At 36.6% G+C, this 18,629-nt stretch carries 16 protein-coding genes; all 16 read right to left on the reverse strand.

The genetic code is table 11. From position 1 onward, the window contains the following. Positions 1-11: 11 nt before the first annotated feature. Positions 12-974, reverse strand: coding sequence for an aldo/keto reductase (locus CLHUN_RS02840; protein WP_080063056.1), 963 nt, complete (start codon positions 972-974; stop codon positions 12-14). A gap of 45 nt (positions 975-1,019) precedes the next feature. Beyond that, positions 1,020-2,165, reverse strand: coding sequence for an FkbM family methyltransferase (locus CLHUN_RS02845; RefSeq protein ID WP_242656423.1), 1,146 nt, complete (start codon positions 2,163-2,165; stop codon positions 1,020-1,022). Position 2,166: 1 nt separating this feature from the next. After that, the gene (locus CLHUN_RS02850) at positions 2,167-3,912 is read right to left on the reverse strand and encodes a thiamine pyrophosphate-binding protein (protein ID WP_080063206.1); all 1,746 of its coding nucleotides are present in this window, start codon (positions 3,910-3,912) and stop codon (positions 2,167-2,169) included. Positions 3,913-4,038: 126 nt separating this feature from the next. Continuing rightward, positions 4,039-5,145, reverse strand: a complete 1,107-nt coding sequence (locus CLHUN_RS02855) for an FkbM family methyltransferase (protein WP_080063057.1) — start codon at positions 5,143-5,145, stop codon at positions 4,039-4,041. Positions 5,146-5,259: 114 nt separating this feature from the next. Next, positions 5,260-6,318, reverse strand: a complete 1,059-nt coding sequence (locus CLHUN_RS02860) for a Gfo/Idh/MocA family protein (protein WP_080063058.1) — start codon at positions 6,316-6,318, stop codon at positions 5,260-5,262. Continuing rightward, on the reverse strand, positions 6,315-7,517 hold the full coding sequence (locus CLHUN_RS02865) for an FkbM family methyltransferase (protein WP_080063059.1): 1,203 nt from the start codon (positions 7,515-7,517) through the stop codon (positions 6,315-6,317). Before CLHUN_RS02865 ends, CLHUN_RS02860 begins: the two co-directional genes overlap by 4 nt. Continuing rightward, positions 7,511-8,434: a transketolase family protein gene (locus tag CLHUN_RS02870; RefSeq protein WP_080063060.1), complete on the reverse strand. Its 924-nt coding sequence runs from the start codon at positions 8,432-8,434 to the stop codon at positions 7,511-7,513. Before CLHUN_RS02870 ends, CLHUN_RS02865 begins: the two co-directional genes overlap by 7 nt. Beyond that, positions 8,431-9,237 (reverse strand): transketolase, encoded by an 807-nt coding sequence (locus tag CLHUN_RS02875; RefSeq protein WP_080063061.1) that lies wholly within the window; start codon positions 9,235-9,237, stop codon positions 8,431-8,433. Before CLHUN_RS02875 ends, CLHUN_RS02870 begins: the two co-directional genes overlap by 4 nt. Before the next feature lie 35 nt (positions 9,238-9,272). Next, positions 9,273-10,394 (reverse strand): FkbM family methyltransferase, encoded by a 1,122-nt coding sequence (locus CLHUN_RS02880; protein ID WP_080063062.1) that lies wholly within the window; start codon positions 10,392-10,394, stop codon positions 9,273-9,275. A gap of 2 nt (positions 10,395-10,396) precedes the next feature. Beyond that, positions 10,397-11,434: a CDP-glucose 4,6-dehydratase gene (gene rfbG, locus CLHUN_RS02885; protein WP_080063063.1), complete on the reverse strand. Its 1,038-nt coding sequence runs from the start codon at positions 11,432-11,434 to the stop codon at positions 10,397-10,399. 9 nt (positions 11,435-11,443) lie between these two features. Then, positions 11,444-12,547 (reverse strand): radical SAM protein, encoded by a 1,104-nt coding sequence (locus CLHUN_RS02890; RefSeq protein WP_080063064.1) that lies wholly within the window; start codon positions 12,545-12,547, stop codon positions 11,444-11,446. A gap of 21 nt (positions 12,548-12,568) precedes the next feature. Then, positions 12,569-14,431 carry a glycosyltransferase family 2 protein gene (locus CLHUN_RS02895; RefSeq protein WP_080063065.1) on the reverse strand — a complete coding sequence of 621 codons (1,863 nt, stop codon included), beginning with the start codon at positions 14,429-14,431 and terminating at the stop codon, positions 12,569-12,571. A 40-nt stretch (positions 14,432-14,471) separates the two neighbouring features. After that, positions 14,472-15,245 (reverse strand): glucose-1-phosphate cytidylyltransferase, encoded by a 774-nt coding sequence (gene rfbF, locus CLHUN_RS02900; protein ID WP_080063207.1) that lies wholly within the window; start codon positions 15,243-15,245, stop codon positions 14,472-14,474. A gap of 30 nt (positions 15,246-15,275) precedes the next feature. Next, the gene (flgN, locus tag CLHUN_RS02905) at positions 15,276-15,758 is read right to left on the reverse strand and encodes a flagellar export chaperone FlgN (RefSeq protein ID WP_080063066.1); all 483 of its coding nucleotides are present in this window, start codon (positions 15,756-15,758) and stop codon (positions 15,276-15,278) included. A 139-nt stretch (positions 15,759-15,897) separates the two neighbouring features. Next, positions 15,898-16,302 (reverse strand): flagellar export chaperone FliS, encoded by a 405-nt coding sequence (fliS, locus tag CLHUN_RS02910; RefSeq protein ID WP_080063067.1) that lies wholly within the window; start codon positions 16,300-16,302, stop codon positions 15,898-15,900. 45 nt (positions 16,303-16,347) lie between these two features. Next, on the reverse strand, positions 16,348-18,624 hold the full coding sequence (gene fliD / locus CLHUN_RS02915; protein WP_080063068.1) for a flagellar filament capping protein FliD: 2,277 nt from the start codon (positions 18,622-18,624) through the stop codon (positions 16,348-16,350). Between the last annotated feature and the right edge of the window lie 5 nt (positions 18,625-18,629).

The raw sequence follows: 18,629 nt of genomic DNA on the forward strand, positions 1-18,629 counted from the left end.
ATTTTTTACAGTTAATTTATTCTGTCAATATAATTGATAAATTCACTATCAATATCACTGTCACAGTTTTCCAATATATCATTAAGTTGATTGATTGACGAACAGCTAACCAATGCTATGCCATCAATTTCATTACTCGTAATATAACCATTCACTACTGCTGTTGGTGATAAACTGTTCTCTTCACAATATTCTTTAATATAGTTAAGCCTTCTTACATTTACTTCTGTTGCTATTCTATGCTTAAGAAAGTTGTCCAGATTCTCCAGCCCCTCAGCTATTGCTTTTTGGAAAAAACCTTTTGCCTGTGATGTATATGCCATACAAACAAGATTATTTTTCAGTATGTAATCATAAGTGTCTTTATCCATATGCGTAGTAGTGCTGTCATTCCACATTGTCTCTGTGTACGCGGCAATTGACCACCATGTTTGAATTAGTGTCAACGGTCTGTATCCATGCTTATTTGCGTAAAGATTTGCAGAGACGATTCTTTCGGGCGACCAGTTGCATACTCCCAGCCCTCTGACATTTCCCTGTTCACATATAATTTGAAGTGTTTCCATGATTTCGCCCACAGGCCTTTGAGGCTCGTCCCTGTGCAACAGGTAAAAATCTATTGTTTTACTCATGAGTGCATCCTGGCTTTCCTTGAACTCATCCACCAGGTTACTTTTTTCAAGATTGATAATAAAATTTTTCCCTTGATTCCTAACTCCACCTTTTGTAGATATATATACTTTATTTCTGATTTTACGCGACGCAATCCACTTGCCTATGGTTTTCTCGCTAACCCCCCGTCCATTTTCTACCCACTCATAATAATTCCGGGCAGTATCCAGTAGATTACCTCCTCCAGCAATAAACAGGTCAAGCATTTCAAAAGATTTTTCCTCATCTATGCGTGTTCCGAATCTTCCTGTCCCTAATCCTATTTTTGATATATTGACATCATACTTGTTAATATATTTCATCTTGTGCTCCCATAAAAATAGTATTTTTTCCAAAGTATTAACCAATTACTTCTGATACAGTATCCTTCTATTTTCTGGAACTGCATAAAGTATCGTTTCATTAATGTTCATATAACTTCTTAGATATAAAGAATAAAAGGGATATCTCTCTTTAATAAAAATTGGGATTTCCCAAAAATCTCTCTCTGTATGATATATTGCAACCGCTAGAACCGGTCTGCAATTCCTTATTGTAAAATCCGCCCCGGCTAGAACGCGCTGTTCAAAACCCTCCACATCAATTTTAATAAATGTAGGACAAGAAGTAGAAAAAAGACCATCCAGGGTATTGCAATCTACTACTGCTTCTTCATCAGAACATATCACAGAATTTTCATTCCCATAATTTCGTATGCCAACATTATCCGATAAATTACTCAAGGCACAATGTACGATACTTATTCTATCATCGTTATATTTATTTTTCTTTTGTTCTAAAACTTTGATATATTCGGGGTCCGGCTCAATGGCGTAATAATTTGAAAAGCAGAAATCATTATTTTTGAGAAAAATATCCATCACATCACCCTTAAAGGCCCCGCAATCTATAAAAACCTCATTGCCATTCTTACAATAGGTATCATATGCAAAATACTGTTGCTGCAGAGGTAACGCAGGTATGGCAGTATTGATATTATCCGCCAGGCACTCCATTATTCTCAGATATGTTTCTTTTGAAACATTATCTGCCAAGGAGTCATAAACTTTCCCTATATTTTCTGCATTATCCTTTATAAATTGTACATCCGGTGAAATTAAAAGCTTCTGCCTGGAAAATAATTTTTTATTATTTCTCAGATCAGTTATATGTATAACTTTTAAATATCCCAGACCCAAAATATAGTTTTTTATCTCATCATACAGACTCCCTTTTTGAAGCATGCAAACAACAACCAGATATTTGCCGGCATTCTCTAACGCCTCAGGTTGTTGAACCGGCACCCCCATTATAACAGTTCCGTGTTTTAGCTTGTTTTTATCAAAAAAACATACGGGCGCCAAGCCATTATCCTGCATCAGTTCACAAACCATAGCCCCACAATAACCTGCTCCGTAAATTATTACAGGCTCATTAATATTTAAATCATTATAACAGCAATCGTAATAATGCTCTGTTGAATTTCTATTTAATATAGTTCTAAGCTCTTCCATATTATTTCTCCAAAAACGGATACATATCATCAAATTCTGCTGCCTTTAACGAGCCGTCCGGCATAACTCTTGAAGCTATGCGAGGTGCTATGTCATAAAACTCACTGAGGACTACTTCACATATTACAGGTGTATCCTTCTTCATTATCTCTCCAAGCGCAGCTTCAATATCGTCACCTTCATTAATTCTGGCGCTCTCGAGGCCGTATGCTTCAGCAACAGAACAAAAATCCGGCATACATAAGCCGCTGTCCGGGCCTACCCCTAAAAACCTATCGTTCATATAATTATGCTGATTATGCCTAATCAAAACATATCCATTATTTTTAAATATAAACATCTTTATTGGCAATTTATTATATTTTATGGTCGCCAGTTCCTGTATATTCATTTGAGCACTTCCATCGCCGGTTAATACCACGGTATGCTTATTGGTGGTTGCCGCACCTATGGCTCCGGCCCAAAAGCCCATACAAGAGAACCCACCCGATATCAGGTATCTCTGTGTTCCTTTTAGCTTAATTGCCTGTGAAACTATATTGCACACACTTCCTGTATCAGTAAGTATAACTGAATCATCATATAAGTGTTCTGATAACTGTTCGACAAAATAATAAGGATTAAGGGGCTTTTCCTTTCTATATGACTCAAGTACAACCGGGTATTTATCCACCAGCTCCTTGCATTGATTTAACCAACTGATATTCTGGTGGGTTTCTTTATAGCTTGAAAGAATAGCCTCAATAAAAAGCCTGATATCTCCATTTATTTTAATATCAACCGGTACATCTGACTTTGCCAGTTCCAACCTGTCAATATCCACCATTATCTTTTGGGCATTCCCTCCAAAATCTTTTGGATAGTATCCTATTGTGGATACTGACAGCCTGCTGCCCAGGATAATAAGCAAATCACATTGCTGAATTATAAAGTGAGAAGCCCTTGTTCCATAGGCTCCAGGCCTGCCCATAAAATAAGGATTATCAGAATTAATTGCATCAATACCTCCTCTGGAGGTAACAACAGGTATCTGCAAGGTTTTGCTTAACTCATCCAATGCTTCGACGGCATTTGCACTCCTCACTCCATACCCAGCCAGTATCAGAGGCTTTTTTGAAGAAGAAATCATTTGAACAACAGTTTGAACTTGTTCTTCAGATATATCCAGGCATTGGCTGGTTTCATACTTTTTACTTGAGGCTTTTTCAAATGCGCTGTCCGGAATTTGTCTATTTTGAATATCAACAGGTACATCCAACCAAACCGGGCCTTTTCTGCCGCTCATTGCGAGCTCATATGCCCTCTCCATATGCTCAACAATATCCGCTTCGTTCATAACGGCTGCAAAATATTTGGTTATAGATGATACTATAGGCTCCAGGTTCAAGCTTTGAGTGCCATGCTGGCGGATTCCCGTATCAATTTCATATTGCAGCAATTTTGAAGACGCCTGGCCTGATAATATAAAAACCGGTGATGAATCCAAATAAGCCTGTGCAACACCTGTTATGGCATTGGTGGCTCCGGGTCCAATGGTGACTAAACAAACACCCGGTACTTGTCCCAAACGTCCGCACATGTCAGCAGACATTGCTGCGGCCTGTTCATGATGATTACATATGACTTTTAATTTCTCATTCCGCTTCAAGGCATCCGTCAAAAACATGGCGGAGCTTCCTGACACCATAAATACAGTTTCACAGCCTTTTTTTTGTAGAAAATCAAATATATATTCCGAAACATTCATGGACAAAATTCTACCATCCTTATTCTAATATAAATTTTTATAAAGCTATTATTCTCACTAGAGCAATTACCCTATACTATAAATTATAGAGTACGCCTTGTGCTTAATTTTTAACTCTGATCTATATTATAGAGTCGCATATAGTACCGTCTCATACTCACATGAACTATAATGCCTTAAATACAATTTGTACTCCGGCACAAGCCGCTTTATATAATTGGTTATTACCCAGGGGTCTTCTACTTTATGATATACGCAGATAGCAAGTTTGGGCTTATTTTTAACTATCGTTTGTTCTGCACCCTGCAATGCTGATAATTCAGAACCTTCCAGATCCATTTTTATAAAAGTTACCGCATCATTAGTGCATATATCATCTATTCGAACTAAATCACTCGATAATCTTATCATATCTATCCCATGTATATTATTTATTTTTGAGGATGTTCCCATTGGGTAATAATAAATAGTTCTGTTGGAATCGCTGATACCTTTATTATAAACAACTACTTTTTCAGCGATATCCTCTGGTAATTTAGCTATATTATTAATTTGCAGGTTGTAGCTATCTTGATTCATTTCAAATGAAATAACTTTTTTAAATTTGTTGTTTACAAAATTAAAAAAAGCTTTTATAGTATCTCCATCATATGATCCTCCGTCAAGAAAAACCTCATTTTCTGTAACTTTAATAATATCAGTATCAAAGTACTGATTCTGTTCTTCATACTTAGAAAAATCTACGTCTGTTGTGATCCAATGTAACAACCTTGCCAAAAATATTTCTTTTGATAATTCATCTTCAAATAAATTATATGCTTTTATGCATTCATCTCTTATGGATTTTACATCCAATGATTTGATTGCATTTAAAAGTATAAGTTTATATCCCAAATTTTTAAAATATAGAATATTTTCTTTCGATAATTGTGTTTCAATTTCCTTAAATAAGCTAGTAGAAATAAACACAACTGTATCATCTTTATTTTCTTTCAGATATTCAAAAGACTGGCATTTTACACCGAAGTATTCCTGACCCACTTTTTGAGGGTCATTATCACAAAAAAAGTCAATATTAACACCCATTTCATTAAAAATACTGTAAATAAATTTTGATGCTGCTCCAAACGCAAATATACAAACCTTTTTTGTTTTTGCTAACTCTAAAAAACTATCAAGCTCTTCTGTTCTATTAATTGTCTCATACATGTTTAATACTTTTTCGATTGTCATATCTATTTCCCCTTACCAATTATCCGTAATCTGCAAAGTTTTTACCACTGTAAACTAATCAGACATGCACCCTTTATTCTTATGTAATAATAAAATCTATTAATTACCTGCTATCTAGGATTTTTTACTTTTTTTATAAGCTTCATAAATTAACTTTTGAACTCTTAGTGCATCTTTAAAATCAGGCAATATATTTGATTTGTTTCCTGACCATACCTGATTTGCAAAAGTAGTCAGTGCCGCTGTGTGAGCAGATTGAAAATAGCCTAACGAGTCTTTAGCTTTTGAGAAAAATAATGGCTTAGTAATGTCTTCAGCTGCAAAATACGTAACAGAATTACCCGAGTTATAGTCATAATGAACTACCTTGTAGGGATTCTGCATGTATAATTTCAAACTCCCTTTTTCACCGAAAATTTCAACACAATTTCTCTGAGTTTCTTCTGCACTTATTCTTGACACTTCGATATTTCCCCACAGCCCCTTCTCAGTAACAACATTGCAATAAGCATATTCATCTACTTCACTGCGATCAGAAAAATGAATTTTCAGTTCTGCATTTATATCAACTATCATACCATAGGTATCTCTGAATATAAAGTTTGCCAGATCAATCAAATGCGACCCGGAATCTAATAACGCCCCTCCCCCGGATTGAATGGAATTTTTCCAGCCCTCTCTTTTAATATTCAAGTAAGATCCATGATACATTGAAAATTTGAAATTTATCAGATTCCCAATCAGTTCCTCTTCCAGCTTTGTTTTTATAATGTGTACAGCAGGTATGAATCTTAATATAAAAGCAACCCCGTTAGAAACATTGTTTTCCTCAACTGATTCTACCATTTTACGTGCTGTAGCTATGCTGTCCGATAATGGTTTTTCACAATATATTGGCACTTTTCTTTCAGAAAAATACTTTACATACTCAAAGTGGATATCATTAGGTGTACATATGTCAACGAAATCTATATGCTCATTTATAAATAATTCATCTGAATCAGTATAATTCTTGATACCATGTAAATTAATTTGTTGTGCCTTCCTTGTCAGCGCTGCTACAGGCTGAATTATATAATTCAAGTTATTACGTATATTAGCGTCAAAAGCAGCCAGAAGGTGTGTTTTTGAAATCTCTCCCAGTCCCACTATTGCAAACTTTACTTCATTCATTTTTGCTCTCTTCCCTCCGGTATAAAATAATATACGAATGAAATATGATTCATATAGCTTCTTAAATAAACTTTATAACCACTAAACATTGTCTTGACCAACAAAGGTATCTCCCATAAGTCCCAGGTTTTATGATACGCTGCTACTGCCAGTATTGGCTTGTATTTCTTTATCGTTTCAGAACATCCCTTTATTGCTTCCAGCTCAGAGCCTTCAATATTCATCTTTATATAGGTCGCTTTATTTCCGTTAAGTGCATTATCAATATCAATTGTTTTCACCGGTTCCTTGCCCAAACTGCTCATAAAGCTACCGGGACCCTCCAGCTTGTAAAGAGTATCTACACCGGCCCTGTGTTCAACAGCGCATTCGAATAACTCAATTTTATTTCTTGTTTCCTCTGTAAGAGTAGAAACATATTGTGACAGAGCTTTAAAGTTTGTACTGTCAGGCTCAAATGCATAATATCTGCTAAATGCCTTGTTTAAGCTTAAAAAGGTTCTTAATGATATGCCGTTAAATGCTCCACAATCCACAAATGTCTCATTTTGAATCGGTTTGTACAGTTCCGGCTCAAAATACTGATAGTCCTGCTTTAAAGTTGGAATTTCAATACTGTCATCCAGCATTCTGAATTTAACAATCTTGTAGTATGTTTCCTTCGAGAAATCATCAGTTAACATCTCAAATACTTCTTTGAGATTATCCTTTTTTTCTTTCATAAGATAGACATCTGAGCAAGAAGGCAGATTATATTCGTCTCCTAAAAAAAGCTCATAGCAGTTTCTGAAAAATGTATAATCAACAATATTTCTAATACCTAGCTCCTTAAGCCTTTTATGGACTCCTGTATGTCCACCAATCCTCAAAGCCTCGTCAAAGCTTTTACAATACCGTTTTCCATCAGTATTGATTGTTACAATTACCAGAATATTTTCCCCGAATGTTTTAATAATACTTTCAGGTGACAGTACATCAATACCTTCGCATTTCGTACCCCATTTTTTTTGATCTCCGTCAATAAAAGCAGAAGGGGTAATGTCATATTTTCTTAAATAATGCAGAAATGCAATCCCTGCACTTCCTGCTCCATATAATAAAATATTTGAAAAAACACTCAGATTTTTTTTAAGGCTTTCAATACTTACTTTACTTTTATCAAATGCTGTATTAAATTCTTCGAACAAAGCTTCTAGCAATTTACCACCTCTTTTATACTATCTGTGATACTTTGCGGATCAAGTCCATTAAGCTTCAGCAGATATTCCCTGTTTCCGGTGACAGGCGCAAATTCATCTCTTACTGCAAATGCCTTAAATTTTACAGAAGAATTCATAGACTCTTTCAAATATGCTGCTGCTTTTGAACCAAGCCCGCCTACAACGCTGTGCTCTTCAATTGTAAATAAAGCGTTATACTTATCGGCGCATTCGGAAATCGTATCATAATCCAGAGGTTTGATAGTATGCATGCTGTATAGGCTTGCGGATATACCCTCAGCTTCCAGCAAATCACATACTGATAGCGCATCCTTTACCATAGTTCCCGCGGCAAATATTGCTATGTCCTTACCTGACCTTATCTCAACTGCTTTACCTATTTTAAAGTCTATTTTTCTCTTATGAACCACAGGATCAATACTTCTTCCAATCCTTATATACATTGGAACCTTCGTTTGGGATGCGCATATGACTGCTTCTTCCATCTCTGCCGGATCACATGGGCAGATTACCTGTAAATTAGGAATAGCACACATCATCGCAACATCCGACAGTGAATGATGTGTGGGTCCCGCAGGGCCATAAGCAAACCCTCCCCCTACACCTACCATTACAACTGGATTTTCCTGATAACAGACATCAAGAAATATCTGCTCCATAGATCGCATGGTCATAAAACTTACAACATTATATGCAAACGGTTTATACCCCATTGCGGCCAGTCCGGCAGAAAAGGAAATAAAATTCTGCTCTGCAATTCCCACATTTACAAACCTTTCTCCAAACTCCCTCTCAAAGGATTCAAAAACGCTGAAGCCTGTATCACCGATAACCAGCATTATTTTATTATCCTGCCTCGCTAATTTTGTAAGCGTATCTACAAATGTTTTCCTCATGCATTAAGCTCCTCCATAATGATTTTTAGCTGCTCGTCATTAGGAGACTTGAAATGCCACTCCAGGCGATTTTCCATAAAAGATACACCTTTTCCCTTTATCGTGTGCGCAATTATAACAGCAGGTTTGTCAAAATCTGATTCAGAAGCCTTTATCAAAGTATCATATATTTCATCATAATCATGTCCATCAATATCAAATGTTCTGCAGCCAAAAGCCCTGAATTTTTCACCGAGGTCTCCCATATTCATGACCTGTTCATCACTTCCATAGCTTTGAAGCCTGTTCCTGTCCACTATGGTTACTATATTACCCAAGCTAAAGCGGGATGCAAACATGGCACTTTCCCATATAGACCCTTCGTTGCACTCACCATCTCCCAGCAATACATAAACTTTACCGGTATTTTTATTAAGCCGTTTTGCATATGCCATACCCAGACCCACTCCCATCCCATGTCCCAGGGAGCCGGCAGAGGCTTCAATCCCCGGAACTACAAATTTACGGGTGTGCCCGGCGTAATTCTCGCCGTTTGCAGTGTGCAAATCTAGGTGTTCCATTGGAATAATACCTTTCTGTGCTAAAACCGCAAACATTGTAGCTGCAATGTGCCCCTTACTTAAGATAAAAACATCTCTGTTCGGGTCGTTTAAATTATCCTTTGATATATTTAAAATACGGGTATATAATACCGCTAAAATGTCAACACAGGAATAGCCTCCCCCAATATGAGAATCGTTGGTATGGTTAAGTATTTTTGCTGCATTCTCACGGACAGCTTTTGCAAAGTCTTGTGGCTTCATTAAGTCCTCCTATAATAAATCATATATGTAAGAACCTATATTACTGCATAGCACACGGTTTCTATGCCAAGGTCTGAATGATGCCTGATAAATAATTTATAATCAGGAACGTATTTTTTTATTAAAAATGGAATTTCCCATAAGTGATATGGCTCGTGATACACACATATAGCCAATTTAGGCTTATGTACCCTTATAATTTCTTCGGCTCCTTCTAAAGCTTTAATTTCAGCTCCCTCAATATCCATTTTTATAAAAGTTATCGGTTTTTTTGTATGTTCATCTAATCTCACGACCTGTCCAATGTCATCGGCAAATAGATTAATATTAGATGAAGATATATTTGAGCTGTACTTAATCTTTTCAGTTTTATTATAAAGTCCTAAGTTGTATGGGAGTATTTTACTTTTAACTTCGTCGTCCAATTCAGCAATATTATGGCACAATATGTCATAATTATTTTTGTTTAATTCATAGGCTATAACTCCATCAAATCTATAATTTACTTTTTCTAAAAAATATCTGACTGTATCTCCATCATAGGCACCAGCATCCACAAATATTTCATTTTCAGTAAGTGCAACTATTTCTTCTGTAAAATATTGATTATCAGATTTTATATTTTGGTGATTGTTGGTATTATACTCCAAAATTGAAGTAAACCATTTTTTAACGATTTCAACAACAATTTCTTTGGACTTGTCATCTTCCAAAAGCTCCAATAAAGAACACACATTATTCTTAAGCAATTCATTTGTTGTGGTCCCTAGATATAGCCTTGTTTTTAAAATAATATTGGCCATAACGATTGAATAAAAGCTCATTAAATCTAGCTGTTTTTTTATTTCTGAATATCGGCTTCCAGTAATCAATATAAAAACATCTTCCTTGTATAATTTTAACTCATCTAATGAAATGCATTTAATTCCATTGTAAACTTCTTTATCCCACAGACTTTTATTATTGTCACAGAAAAAGTCTATTTTGATATTTATTGATTTAAGATAGTCTGCTAATTCTCTGCCAACTCCACCAGCACCAAAGATACAAATGTATTTAGCCGCTTTCACCTTATTTATAAGCTCATTAATACCCCCTTGAATATTTCCCCAATTATCATCAATAAATTTACGAATTTCTAATTCATAGTCAACCATCTCTATCTTCCTCTCATGTATTTATTAATATAAAAGTCACATACAGCATCTGCGTCTTTTCCTGCATATATTTCCTTATGAAATTCCGCCGTCTGCTGTACGGTGTCTTCCAATGATAATAGCGGAAACCAGCCAAGCATATGCTTAGCTCTTGTACTATCCAGTTTTAAAATATTTGCCTCAGCAAAATGTTTTATTGGTATAGAAACATATGTGGCATTTTCAAAGTAACCTGATAACATTTCAACAATTGCGCCCACCGATATAAATGAAGCCTCATGCGGGCCAAAATTGAAAGGTAAGCAATATTTATTGTCATTATTCAGCTTTTCTCCCAGTAGCAAATAACCATACAACACGTCCAGTATATTCTGCCAGGGCCTGACTGCACTTATATTCCTCAGCTCCGGTTGTTTTTTGCCAAGAAAGCAGTCTATAACATATGGCAATAATCTTTTTGTATTAAAATCTCCTCCACCTATTACATTGCTTGCTCTGGCGGTAGCCAGTCCTATTTCCAGCTTGCTGAGATATGTTTTATAATAGCTTTGAGCAACCAACTCCTGGCAGGCCTTGCTTGTGGAATACGGATCTGCTGCACCGAGAGAATCCTCCTCCCTGTAAACAGTACCATCACCATTGTTTTCATAGCATTTGTCACTGGTTACTACAACTACCGACCGTATTGTATTCGATGCCCTTACACATTCCAGGATATTGGCTAATCCCACAACATTTGTCTGGTAAGTTTTTAGAGGATTGTTAATTGACACATCAACATACGCCTGTGCAGCTAAATGAAAAACTATCTCCGGCTTAATTTGCCTTATATACTCTTTTGTTTTGTCAAAATCAGCTATATCAGTAAAGTATGTTTCTATCCGGGCTTTTGTAAGCCTTTCATATAATGAATTTTCTTCATAACCGATAGAAATGCCAGAAACCTCAGCTCCTAAAGACAGGAGCATTTTTGTTAACCAAGCCCCTTTATATCCTGTATTACCAGTTATTAAAACTTTTTTCCCTTTGTAAAAGTCCATAAGCCACCATCAATCCCATTTTGGAGAGAACACTTCTGTTCTCTGATCAAATGCATGTTTCTTGTTCCAGTTTGCGAAAGAAGATTGGTAGCATGCTTTACATGGATCAAACATTTCGTCTGTATTAACCCTCTTTCTCCACTCCATTATTTCAGAACCATTCCACGCGCTTTCAAAGTCGTTATATTTATCAATATGAAATAATTTTATAGAGTTAGACATACAGGCCCGCACATACCCATCTGAACCCAGGAAGAAATCTCTGTAAGTTGTAAAGCAATCCTTATGAGCTTTATCTCCTGCAACATCACAACCTTTTATATAAGGCAATTTTATGAGAATATTACGTTCTTGTGCTATTTTAGTAGCTTCTTCAAAAACCGATTTTACTTTATCCATCTCGTCAATCAAAATTTCCTTTGCCATCTCCTCCTCAAAAGCTGTTAAGTAAACAACCTTTACTTCCTCTATTCCAATATCGGAAGCCAAACGGACAAGGTCAGGTATCTCATGCAGATTTCTCTTCATTGCGGTAAATACAAAATTAATATAAGGAAAACGTAAATTAGTATCTTTCCTGATTTTAACAATTTGTTTCAAAGAGGATACAATCCGATTAAAATCAGAGCCACTGCGGATTTCTGAATTCGTCTTTTCATTTGCGCCATCTAAGCTAACAGCAAAAACATCAACTTCACAATCAAAAATATGTTTTGTCAACTTGTCAAGTTTCATTCCATTTGTACAAAAGTATATTCTGACTCCCTTGGAATGTAAAAACTCAAGCATCTTAGGGAATTGGGGGTGAATGGTTGGCTCTCCCCACCCCATTAATGTAACCTCTTCTATTTCATCAAAAATGTTCTGGAATTTGCTGAACCATTTTATATCAAAAAAGGAGGGTTTAAATTCAGCGGCATTTCTTCCGCACATTATGCAATTTAAGTTACAACTGCTGGTAAGCTCAAAAACAAGACGTCTTGGTTTTGATTTTAACAGGATAGTACCATTTCTCATCTCCTGCATATTCAGCTCACTGTTTTCCTGTCTTTTCTCCGTAAGTGGTCTGGTAGCTATCAAATTAGTTGTTTTTGCTCTAATAACATTTTCCATGTCACACCTCATATAATATGATTATTTTGTACATATAAAAATAAAGAAATCATATTTTATTATCTCATAAAAACCAGGGCTTAGATTAAATGCAGTTAACTTATCCATATCTTTATTTCCAGTAGACAACGGAACTATTGCTTTAACTGCCAATCCGCAACTTTCAACAAGTTTTTTCATATGATCTATAGTTGTAAAAGAAGTTTTGGGAGAAATCATAACATCTGTCGAGGTATTGTCTACAAAATTAGTCAAATCAAATATATGATGCAGGTTTTTGTAAGAATGGAAGTTCTTTATGCAGAACATAAATGTTCCGCTTTTATTCAGATGATTTTGGGCTATTTTAATATAGTCCACCATATGACAGTCATCTTCAAAAAAATAATTATGGATAATATACTCGTACTCTCTTTTGCTGGTGTCTCTATTAAACTCGCTTAACAAAAAGGCACTGTTAAATAAGGCTTGCATATCCGGCAGATAAGTCCTATTTGATGTAACAGTATCTATACTTATATTTTTGCAGCCTAATTCTTTTAATCTATTTTTTATTGCGAGGGTTCCCTCTCCAAACCTTGGTTCCAGACTTAATATTCTATTATTGCCTTTGCATTCATTTATAAACTGAGGAAAGAGTATAGATTTATCACTTATTGAGACCCACGCATCCACCCCATATTTTTTATAAAATTGTTCTCTCCCTGAATCCATTATTTCAAATTGAGATTCACCTATCGTCGCTGAACCATAGTGGTGGATAAAAACGTCTGAGCAAAGTATTTGTTTATACCCTGCCCTTTTATATCTGACACTTGTGTCATCATCAGAAAACATGTCATAGCAAAAATATGGGGAACTAAAATCATTAAACTTTGTAACTTCATGCTGTCTGATGATACCTACGGTAAGGAAGAGTCTCGCCCTTTCCTCCCACTTTAATTCCGATTTCGAACGATTGTATTCAGATGCAAACTTTTGCATTTCAGCAAGATTGTTTTTTTCATAGGGTACGGGCACAGTTTGGCGATTTGACAGGCTGTTTGTTACGGGCGTTGCCCAAATGACGCTTTCATCAGATGTCATGCAGTCATATAAACTTTTTGTCCACCCTTCAGTCACTATAACGTCGTTGGCTACATAAACTAAAAATCTCCCCTCTGTAAACTCACCTGAAAAGTATATTGCCAAGTTGCCTCCGGCAGAAGACCCAATATTTACAGGATAGTGCACTTTTTTAAAATGAGGTAAACTGTTACACCAATTTGTTGTTTCCTCATCGCTTCCATTATCAATAGTTATAAGCTCGTACGTATAATCCTTTGTATACTTATGGATTGCATCAATGCAATCCTTTGTCATATCCTTCTTACCATAGAATAAAACCACAATGCTTAAATCATATTTATATTCCTTTACTGTATCCTTTTTTGGTTCCCTGGCCATCAGGGATACCATTTCAGCTTCGGTTGCATTGTATTCACCTATTCTTTCATCATTGATACATTGCACCATAAAAAAGTTAAAGCTTTTTCCCCAATTTAAGAATATTGGCCTAAACTCACATTGGAGTTTCATATCAAATTCTTCAAATTTTTCTTCTGCATAGAGATTCTTTAGACGATTCAGAAGAATCGGCATGTTCATTGATATTTCTTTTAACTTGTTCGGATATTTAACAAGAGGAAGCATCTCAAGAATTTGCTGGTGCATGACAACAACTGCACCTTCCAGATCCTCAAGAAATGAACCAACAGACTTTATATCACATGTCATAATATAAGTTAACAACTCATCACAACTTTTAAATAAATCAACAACAAGGGGGATATTGTCATGCAAATATCCATATTCATCATCAGGTGTATAGAAATTCAAATTCATATATTCTTCCTCATTAGTTATTAGTCATAACCGCATACATCTACCATGTCTTCCAGGGCGCTTTCCCTGATTCCCAAAGCTTTTCAAGCTGATGCTTGTCCCTCTGGTTATCCATGCACTGCCAGAATCCTGCATGTTTGAATGCAGATATTTGTCCATCCTTCGCCAGCGTGGATAAGGGGCCCTGCTCAAAGACTGTATTGTCTCCTTCCAAATAATCGAGAACCTTTGGTTCCAAGACAAAGAAGCCTCCATTAATCCAAACATCAAGTGTATTTGGTTTCTCAACGAACTCTAAAACTGTTGCATCCTCATTTATACCCAGTACCCCATATCTTCCTCCGGGCTGCACAGCAGTCACTGTTGCAAGCCTTCCATGGGATTTATGATATGCCAGCAACTCGGAAATATTTACATCTGATACTCCATCACCATAGGTCAGCATAAAAGTATCATTTTGCAGATATTCTTTAACCCTTTTGAGCCTTCCGCCGGTCATGGTATCCAATCCGGTATTAACAAGCGTGACCTTCCATGGTTCGGACATATTTGTATGAACCTGCATATTGTTACCATACCTCATATCAAAAGTAACATCCGCTCCATACAAAAAATAGTTTGCAAAATACTCTTTTATCAGGTTACCCTTATATCCGAGGCAAATAATAAACTCACTGAATCCGTAATGTGAATAATGCTTCATAATATGCCATAATATTGGCTTTTCCCCTATTTCTATCATAGGCTTGGGTTTCAGATGAGATTCTTCACTTATTCTGGTACCATAACCACCCGCAAATATAACTACCTTCATTTTATCAGTCCAATCTATCATATTTGTTATTTATTTTTTCTTATCAAAATAAAACGACTGCTGCGGCAGCTTACTTCCTATATTATATCCGTTATTGACAATCTTCCCCTGTTTTACCTGCCTTATTTCCGAACTTAGTTTATTAAGAATGTCCCTTACTTTATTATTATTTTCGCCTTCAATCTCCTGAATCTGTTTTGTAATATTGTATATAGAGGTAATTACCTGTTTCAGTTGGGCGGTGCCATTTAAGTCCGCCATTTTTACATCTTCCAGGCTGGTGACTCCCAGCAGGGATTTGAGCCTTGTAAAATAAACCTCAAATGCCTGGTCCAATTCATCAATCATATCCATCTGAAGTTGTTTTGCATCAATATTTTTTTGCAGCTCCTCAATATTGTCCTCAACTATAACTGTACCTTGTTTTTCTGTCAAATTAAAAATTTCTCTCAAGCCCTCCAACTTTTTCGCTGAGAGTTCATTAAGTTTTTGTACATATTGCTCTGCTGTCATATTACCTCCTTTTCTCGCATCTGCTATTTAAGGTACACAGAGTATCTTGCAAATATTCTGTCCCGTTTAAAATACCATTACCTAAGCTAAAGCACTTCGCTATCCCTATGCATATGCGAAGTGCCTGTAACTAAAAATACTATTTTGCTATAGTCTCATTTACATTAATGTGCTGCTTGGCCAGCTTCATGGCCTGTGCCCAGGTATCTCTCAGTTCCTTTGCAAATCCCAGTACCTCATCAAGAATATCCTTATCTTTCTTTATATTAGCCTCAACAAGTCTTCTATGCATATAATCGTATATAAGGGCTAAATTGTGTGCAACCTCATATTTCATATTAAGAGTGACTTGAAACTCCCTTATAATATCTTGAGATCTGATTATACTATTATTTGCCTTCTCAAATTTTTTTTCCTCAATAGCGGTTTGAGCCTGCATTATAAATTTTACCAAACCATTGTACAGCATCAGCGTCAATTCCTCAGGTGTTGCTGTATTAATAGAGTTCTGCTTATACTGGTTATATCCATTATTTGATACCATTAGCCATTATCCTCCCGTATGTCTATTCTCTAATTATCTCATCTATTAGCTGTTACCCCCGAATTGCTGAGCTATCCAACTGGATTGAGAATTCATCTTGTTTAAAGCAGTTTCCATGGCCGAAAACTTTGCATACAAAGCATTTTCCTTGTTTGTGAGCTTGGAATTCATCTCTATTACACTCTTATCAAAGGCGGATATTTCTTTGTACAGCAAATTTGTATATTCAGAACGGTCTCCAACTACTCCAGCCTTCTCCAGCAATGAGCCCTTTAATCCGTTTTTATCAAGGCTTGTCCTTACAGCATCCTGAATAGCATCCGATAACCTTTGTGCCAAACCGGATTCCTTGTATCTTTGGCTTAAATCTGCCGAGCTTCCGTTAATTGCATTGTAATAAGTTATATCGGAACTTTTTATAAACAGGTTCATTACTTCCTCGGGCTTATTGGCCAGCGCATCCTTCAGCTTTGTTTCATTGATTACCAGCTTGCCTTTATCCAGATAATCGGAGGATGTTGTAATGCCTATGGAAGAAAGATTTACGCCCACTCCCGCAACAGAATCATATAAGGCCTTCCTGAACTTGGACAATGTGCCCGAAATAATGGAGTCATCCTTTAAGAGACCTGATTTTGCATAAGTCTCCCACTTTTTAATCTGCTCCTCAGACATGGCACTTTTCTGTTCTTCAGTTAATGGCAAATAATCGGTGTACCTCTTTTCACCAATGGTGGAATTTAATTTGCCTATTACTTCATTGTATTTGTCAACAAACCCTTTAATAAAATCATAGGTTTTAGTGGTATCCCCGGCAACCTTTATTACTATAGGGTCTGTTGAAGAAGAATAATCCTTCTTAAGTTCAAATGAAATACCTGCATAGGTAAAGGAATTGCCAGTTCGTACAATTTCCTCCATGCCATTTATTTTTAAACTTGCGTCAGTACCGGCAGATGTTCCAGTAAGCCCCAACACCTCCATAAACTTTCCGGTACTGTCGGCAATATCAACCTTTGCCGTAACTCCTGTGTCTCTGGAAGTTACTTTAAAGCTATTGGTTGTCACATCATACTTCATTGATACATTTACGGAAGTATCTGAATTCACCTTGCTCATGATATCATTCAGCGAGTGGGTGGCAGAATCAAACCTGAAGGCTTTCCCGTTAATGGTAAACTCAATGTCATTAACCGCATCCCCACTGATAACTCCTGTAATATCTCCAATGGGCAATGCCGTATTTAACCCCGGCATAATGTCTGCAAGTTTGGCAGATAAATTTATCTTATTTGACAGATTTGACTTATCCACCTTTAATAAGGTATTGGTTAATTCGTTACGAGAATAGCCCACAGCTACAACCTGTTTATCCGACACCTTTGATATAACTTTTCCATCCTTAACTTCAAAGGTTACACCGGTTGAACTGCCGAATGCATTTTCCACTCCCTTTTGTATGGCGGCTGCCAAATCAGCAGCATCTTCAAAAACGCTTGTAGGATTTCCTAAAGCATCCACCGGAGGAACTGTTATAGTTTTAGTAACCCCATCTATTGTAAATTCAAATTTGTTATTGCCTGCATTCAGTGTAAAGGGAGTGTCCGCTGTGGGAACAGCGCCAAAAAGTACTCCGGCGCCCATATTGGTTGCTGTGCCGATACTGAAAACATCAGTGCTCTTGCTGGTAAATTCCAATTTTCCGGCATTATTTGTTACAGTAACCTTTCCAGCCCCAAAGGCCCCATCTATTTTGTCCTGGATTTCCTGGCGAAGCTGGGAAACTGTAGTAAGACCATCCTTAAGGTTGAGTTCAACCGTCTTGTTATTTAATGTAAATACAAACTGATTATTAAAACTGCTACTACTCATTTGTTGTACGTCGGAATCTGTCAAGGTTCCGGTTGATACAACCTTGCTCACATTTACGCTGCTATAAATCCCTGCAGTTGTGGCAGCCTTGATATCAGTAATTGAATATGTCCCTGCTGTTGCGCCGGCACCGGCATTAATGCCAATATACTCAGACTTTGTTGTATCCACAAAGGTAGAAGAAAAACTGCTGAATGAATTTGCCGACTTTAAATTTTTACTTGATACGGTATCAAAATACTCACTGTAAAAACTCTTAAGGGTAGAAGTTATATCTCTGTACGCATCTGTCTTCCAGACAGAAAGCTCTCTCTTTTGTCTGAGCTTGTCCAGTTTAGCTGTTTCAGCAGCCATCAACTGCCTTATTATAGTATCGGTATCCAGCCCCGACACCATACCCGACATCCTTAATTTACTGTTTAATGCGCTTGCAATATTACTTATAGCCATAAGCC

Source organism: Ruminiclostridium hungatei, from assembly GCF_002051585.1.
GTDB lineage: Bacteria > Bacillota > Clostridia > Acetivibrionales > DSM-1351 > Ruminiclostridium > Ruminiclostridium hungatei.

Excerpts from the sequence above, each read along its gene's own strand:
- CLHUN_RS02840 (WP_080063056.1), bottom strand. The coding sequence starts at position 974 with ATGAAATATATTAACAAGTATGATGTCAATATATCAAAAATAGGATTA.
- CLHUN_RS02845 (WP_242656423.1), bottom strand. The coding sequence starts at position 2,165 with ATGGAAGAGCTTAGAACTATATTAAATAGAAATTCAACAGAGCATTAT.
- CLHUN_RS02850 (WP_080063206.1), bottom strand. The coding sequence starts at position 3,912 with ATGAATGTTTCGGAATATATATTTGATTTTCTACAAAAAAAAGGCTGT.
- CLHUN_RS02855 (WP_080063057.1), bottom strand. The coding sequence starts at position 5,145 with ATGACAATCGAAAAAGTATTAAACATGTATGAGACAATTAATAGAACA.
- CLHUN_RS02860 (WP_080063058.1), bottom strand. The coding sequence starts at position 6,318 with ATGAATGAAGTAAAGTTTGCAATAGTGGGACTGGGAGAGATTTCAAAA.
- CLHUN_RS02870 (WP_080063060.1), bottom strand. The coding sequence starts at position 8,434 with ATGAGGAAAACATTTGTAGATACGCTTACAAAATTAGCGAGGCAGGAT.
- CLHUN_RS02875 (WP_080063061.1), bottom strand. The coding sequence starts at position 9,237 with ATGAAGCCACAAGACTTTGCAAAAGCTGTCCGTGAGAATGCAGCAAAA.
- CLHUN_RS02880 (WP_080063062.1), bottom strand. The coding sequence starts at position 10,394 with ATGGTTGACTATGAATTAGAAATTCGTAAATTTATTGATGATAATTGG.
- rfbG (WP_080063063.1), bottom strand. The coding sequence starts at position 11,434 with ATGGACTTTTACAAAGGGAAAAAAGTTTTAATAACTGGTAATACAGGA.
- CLHUN_RS02890 (WP_080063064.1), bottom strand. The coding sequence starts at position 12,547 with ATGGAAAATGTTATTAGAGCAAAAACAACTAATTTGATAGCTACCAGA.
- CLHUN_RS02895 (WP_080063065.1), bottom strand. The coding sequence starts at position 14,431 with ATGAATTTGAATTTCTATACACCTGATGATGAATATGGATATTTGCAT.
- rfbF (WP_080063207.1), bottom strand. The coding sequence starts at position 15,245 with ATGAAGGTAGTTATATTTGCGGGTGGTTATGGTACCAGAATAAGTGAA.
- flgN (WP_080063066.1), bottom strand. The coding sequence starts at position 15,758 with ATGACAGCAGAGCAATATGTACAAAAACTTAATGAACTCTCAGCGAAA.
- fliS (WP_080063067.1), bottom strand. The coding sequence starts at position 16,302 with ATGGTATCAAATAATGGATATAACCAGTATAAGCAGAACTCTATTAAT.
- fliD (WP_080063068.1), bottom strand. The coding sequence starts at position 18,624 with ATGGCTATAAGTAATATTGCAAGCGCATTAAACAGTAAATTAAGGATG.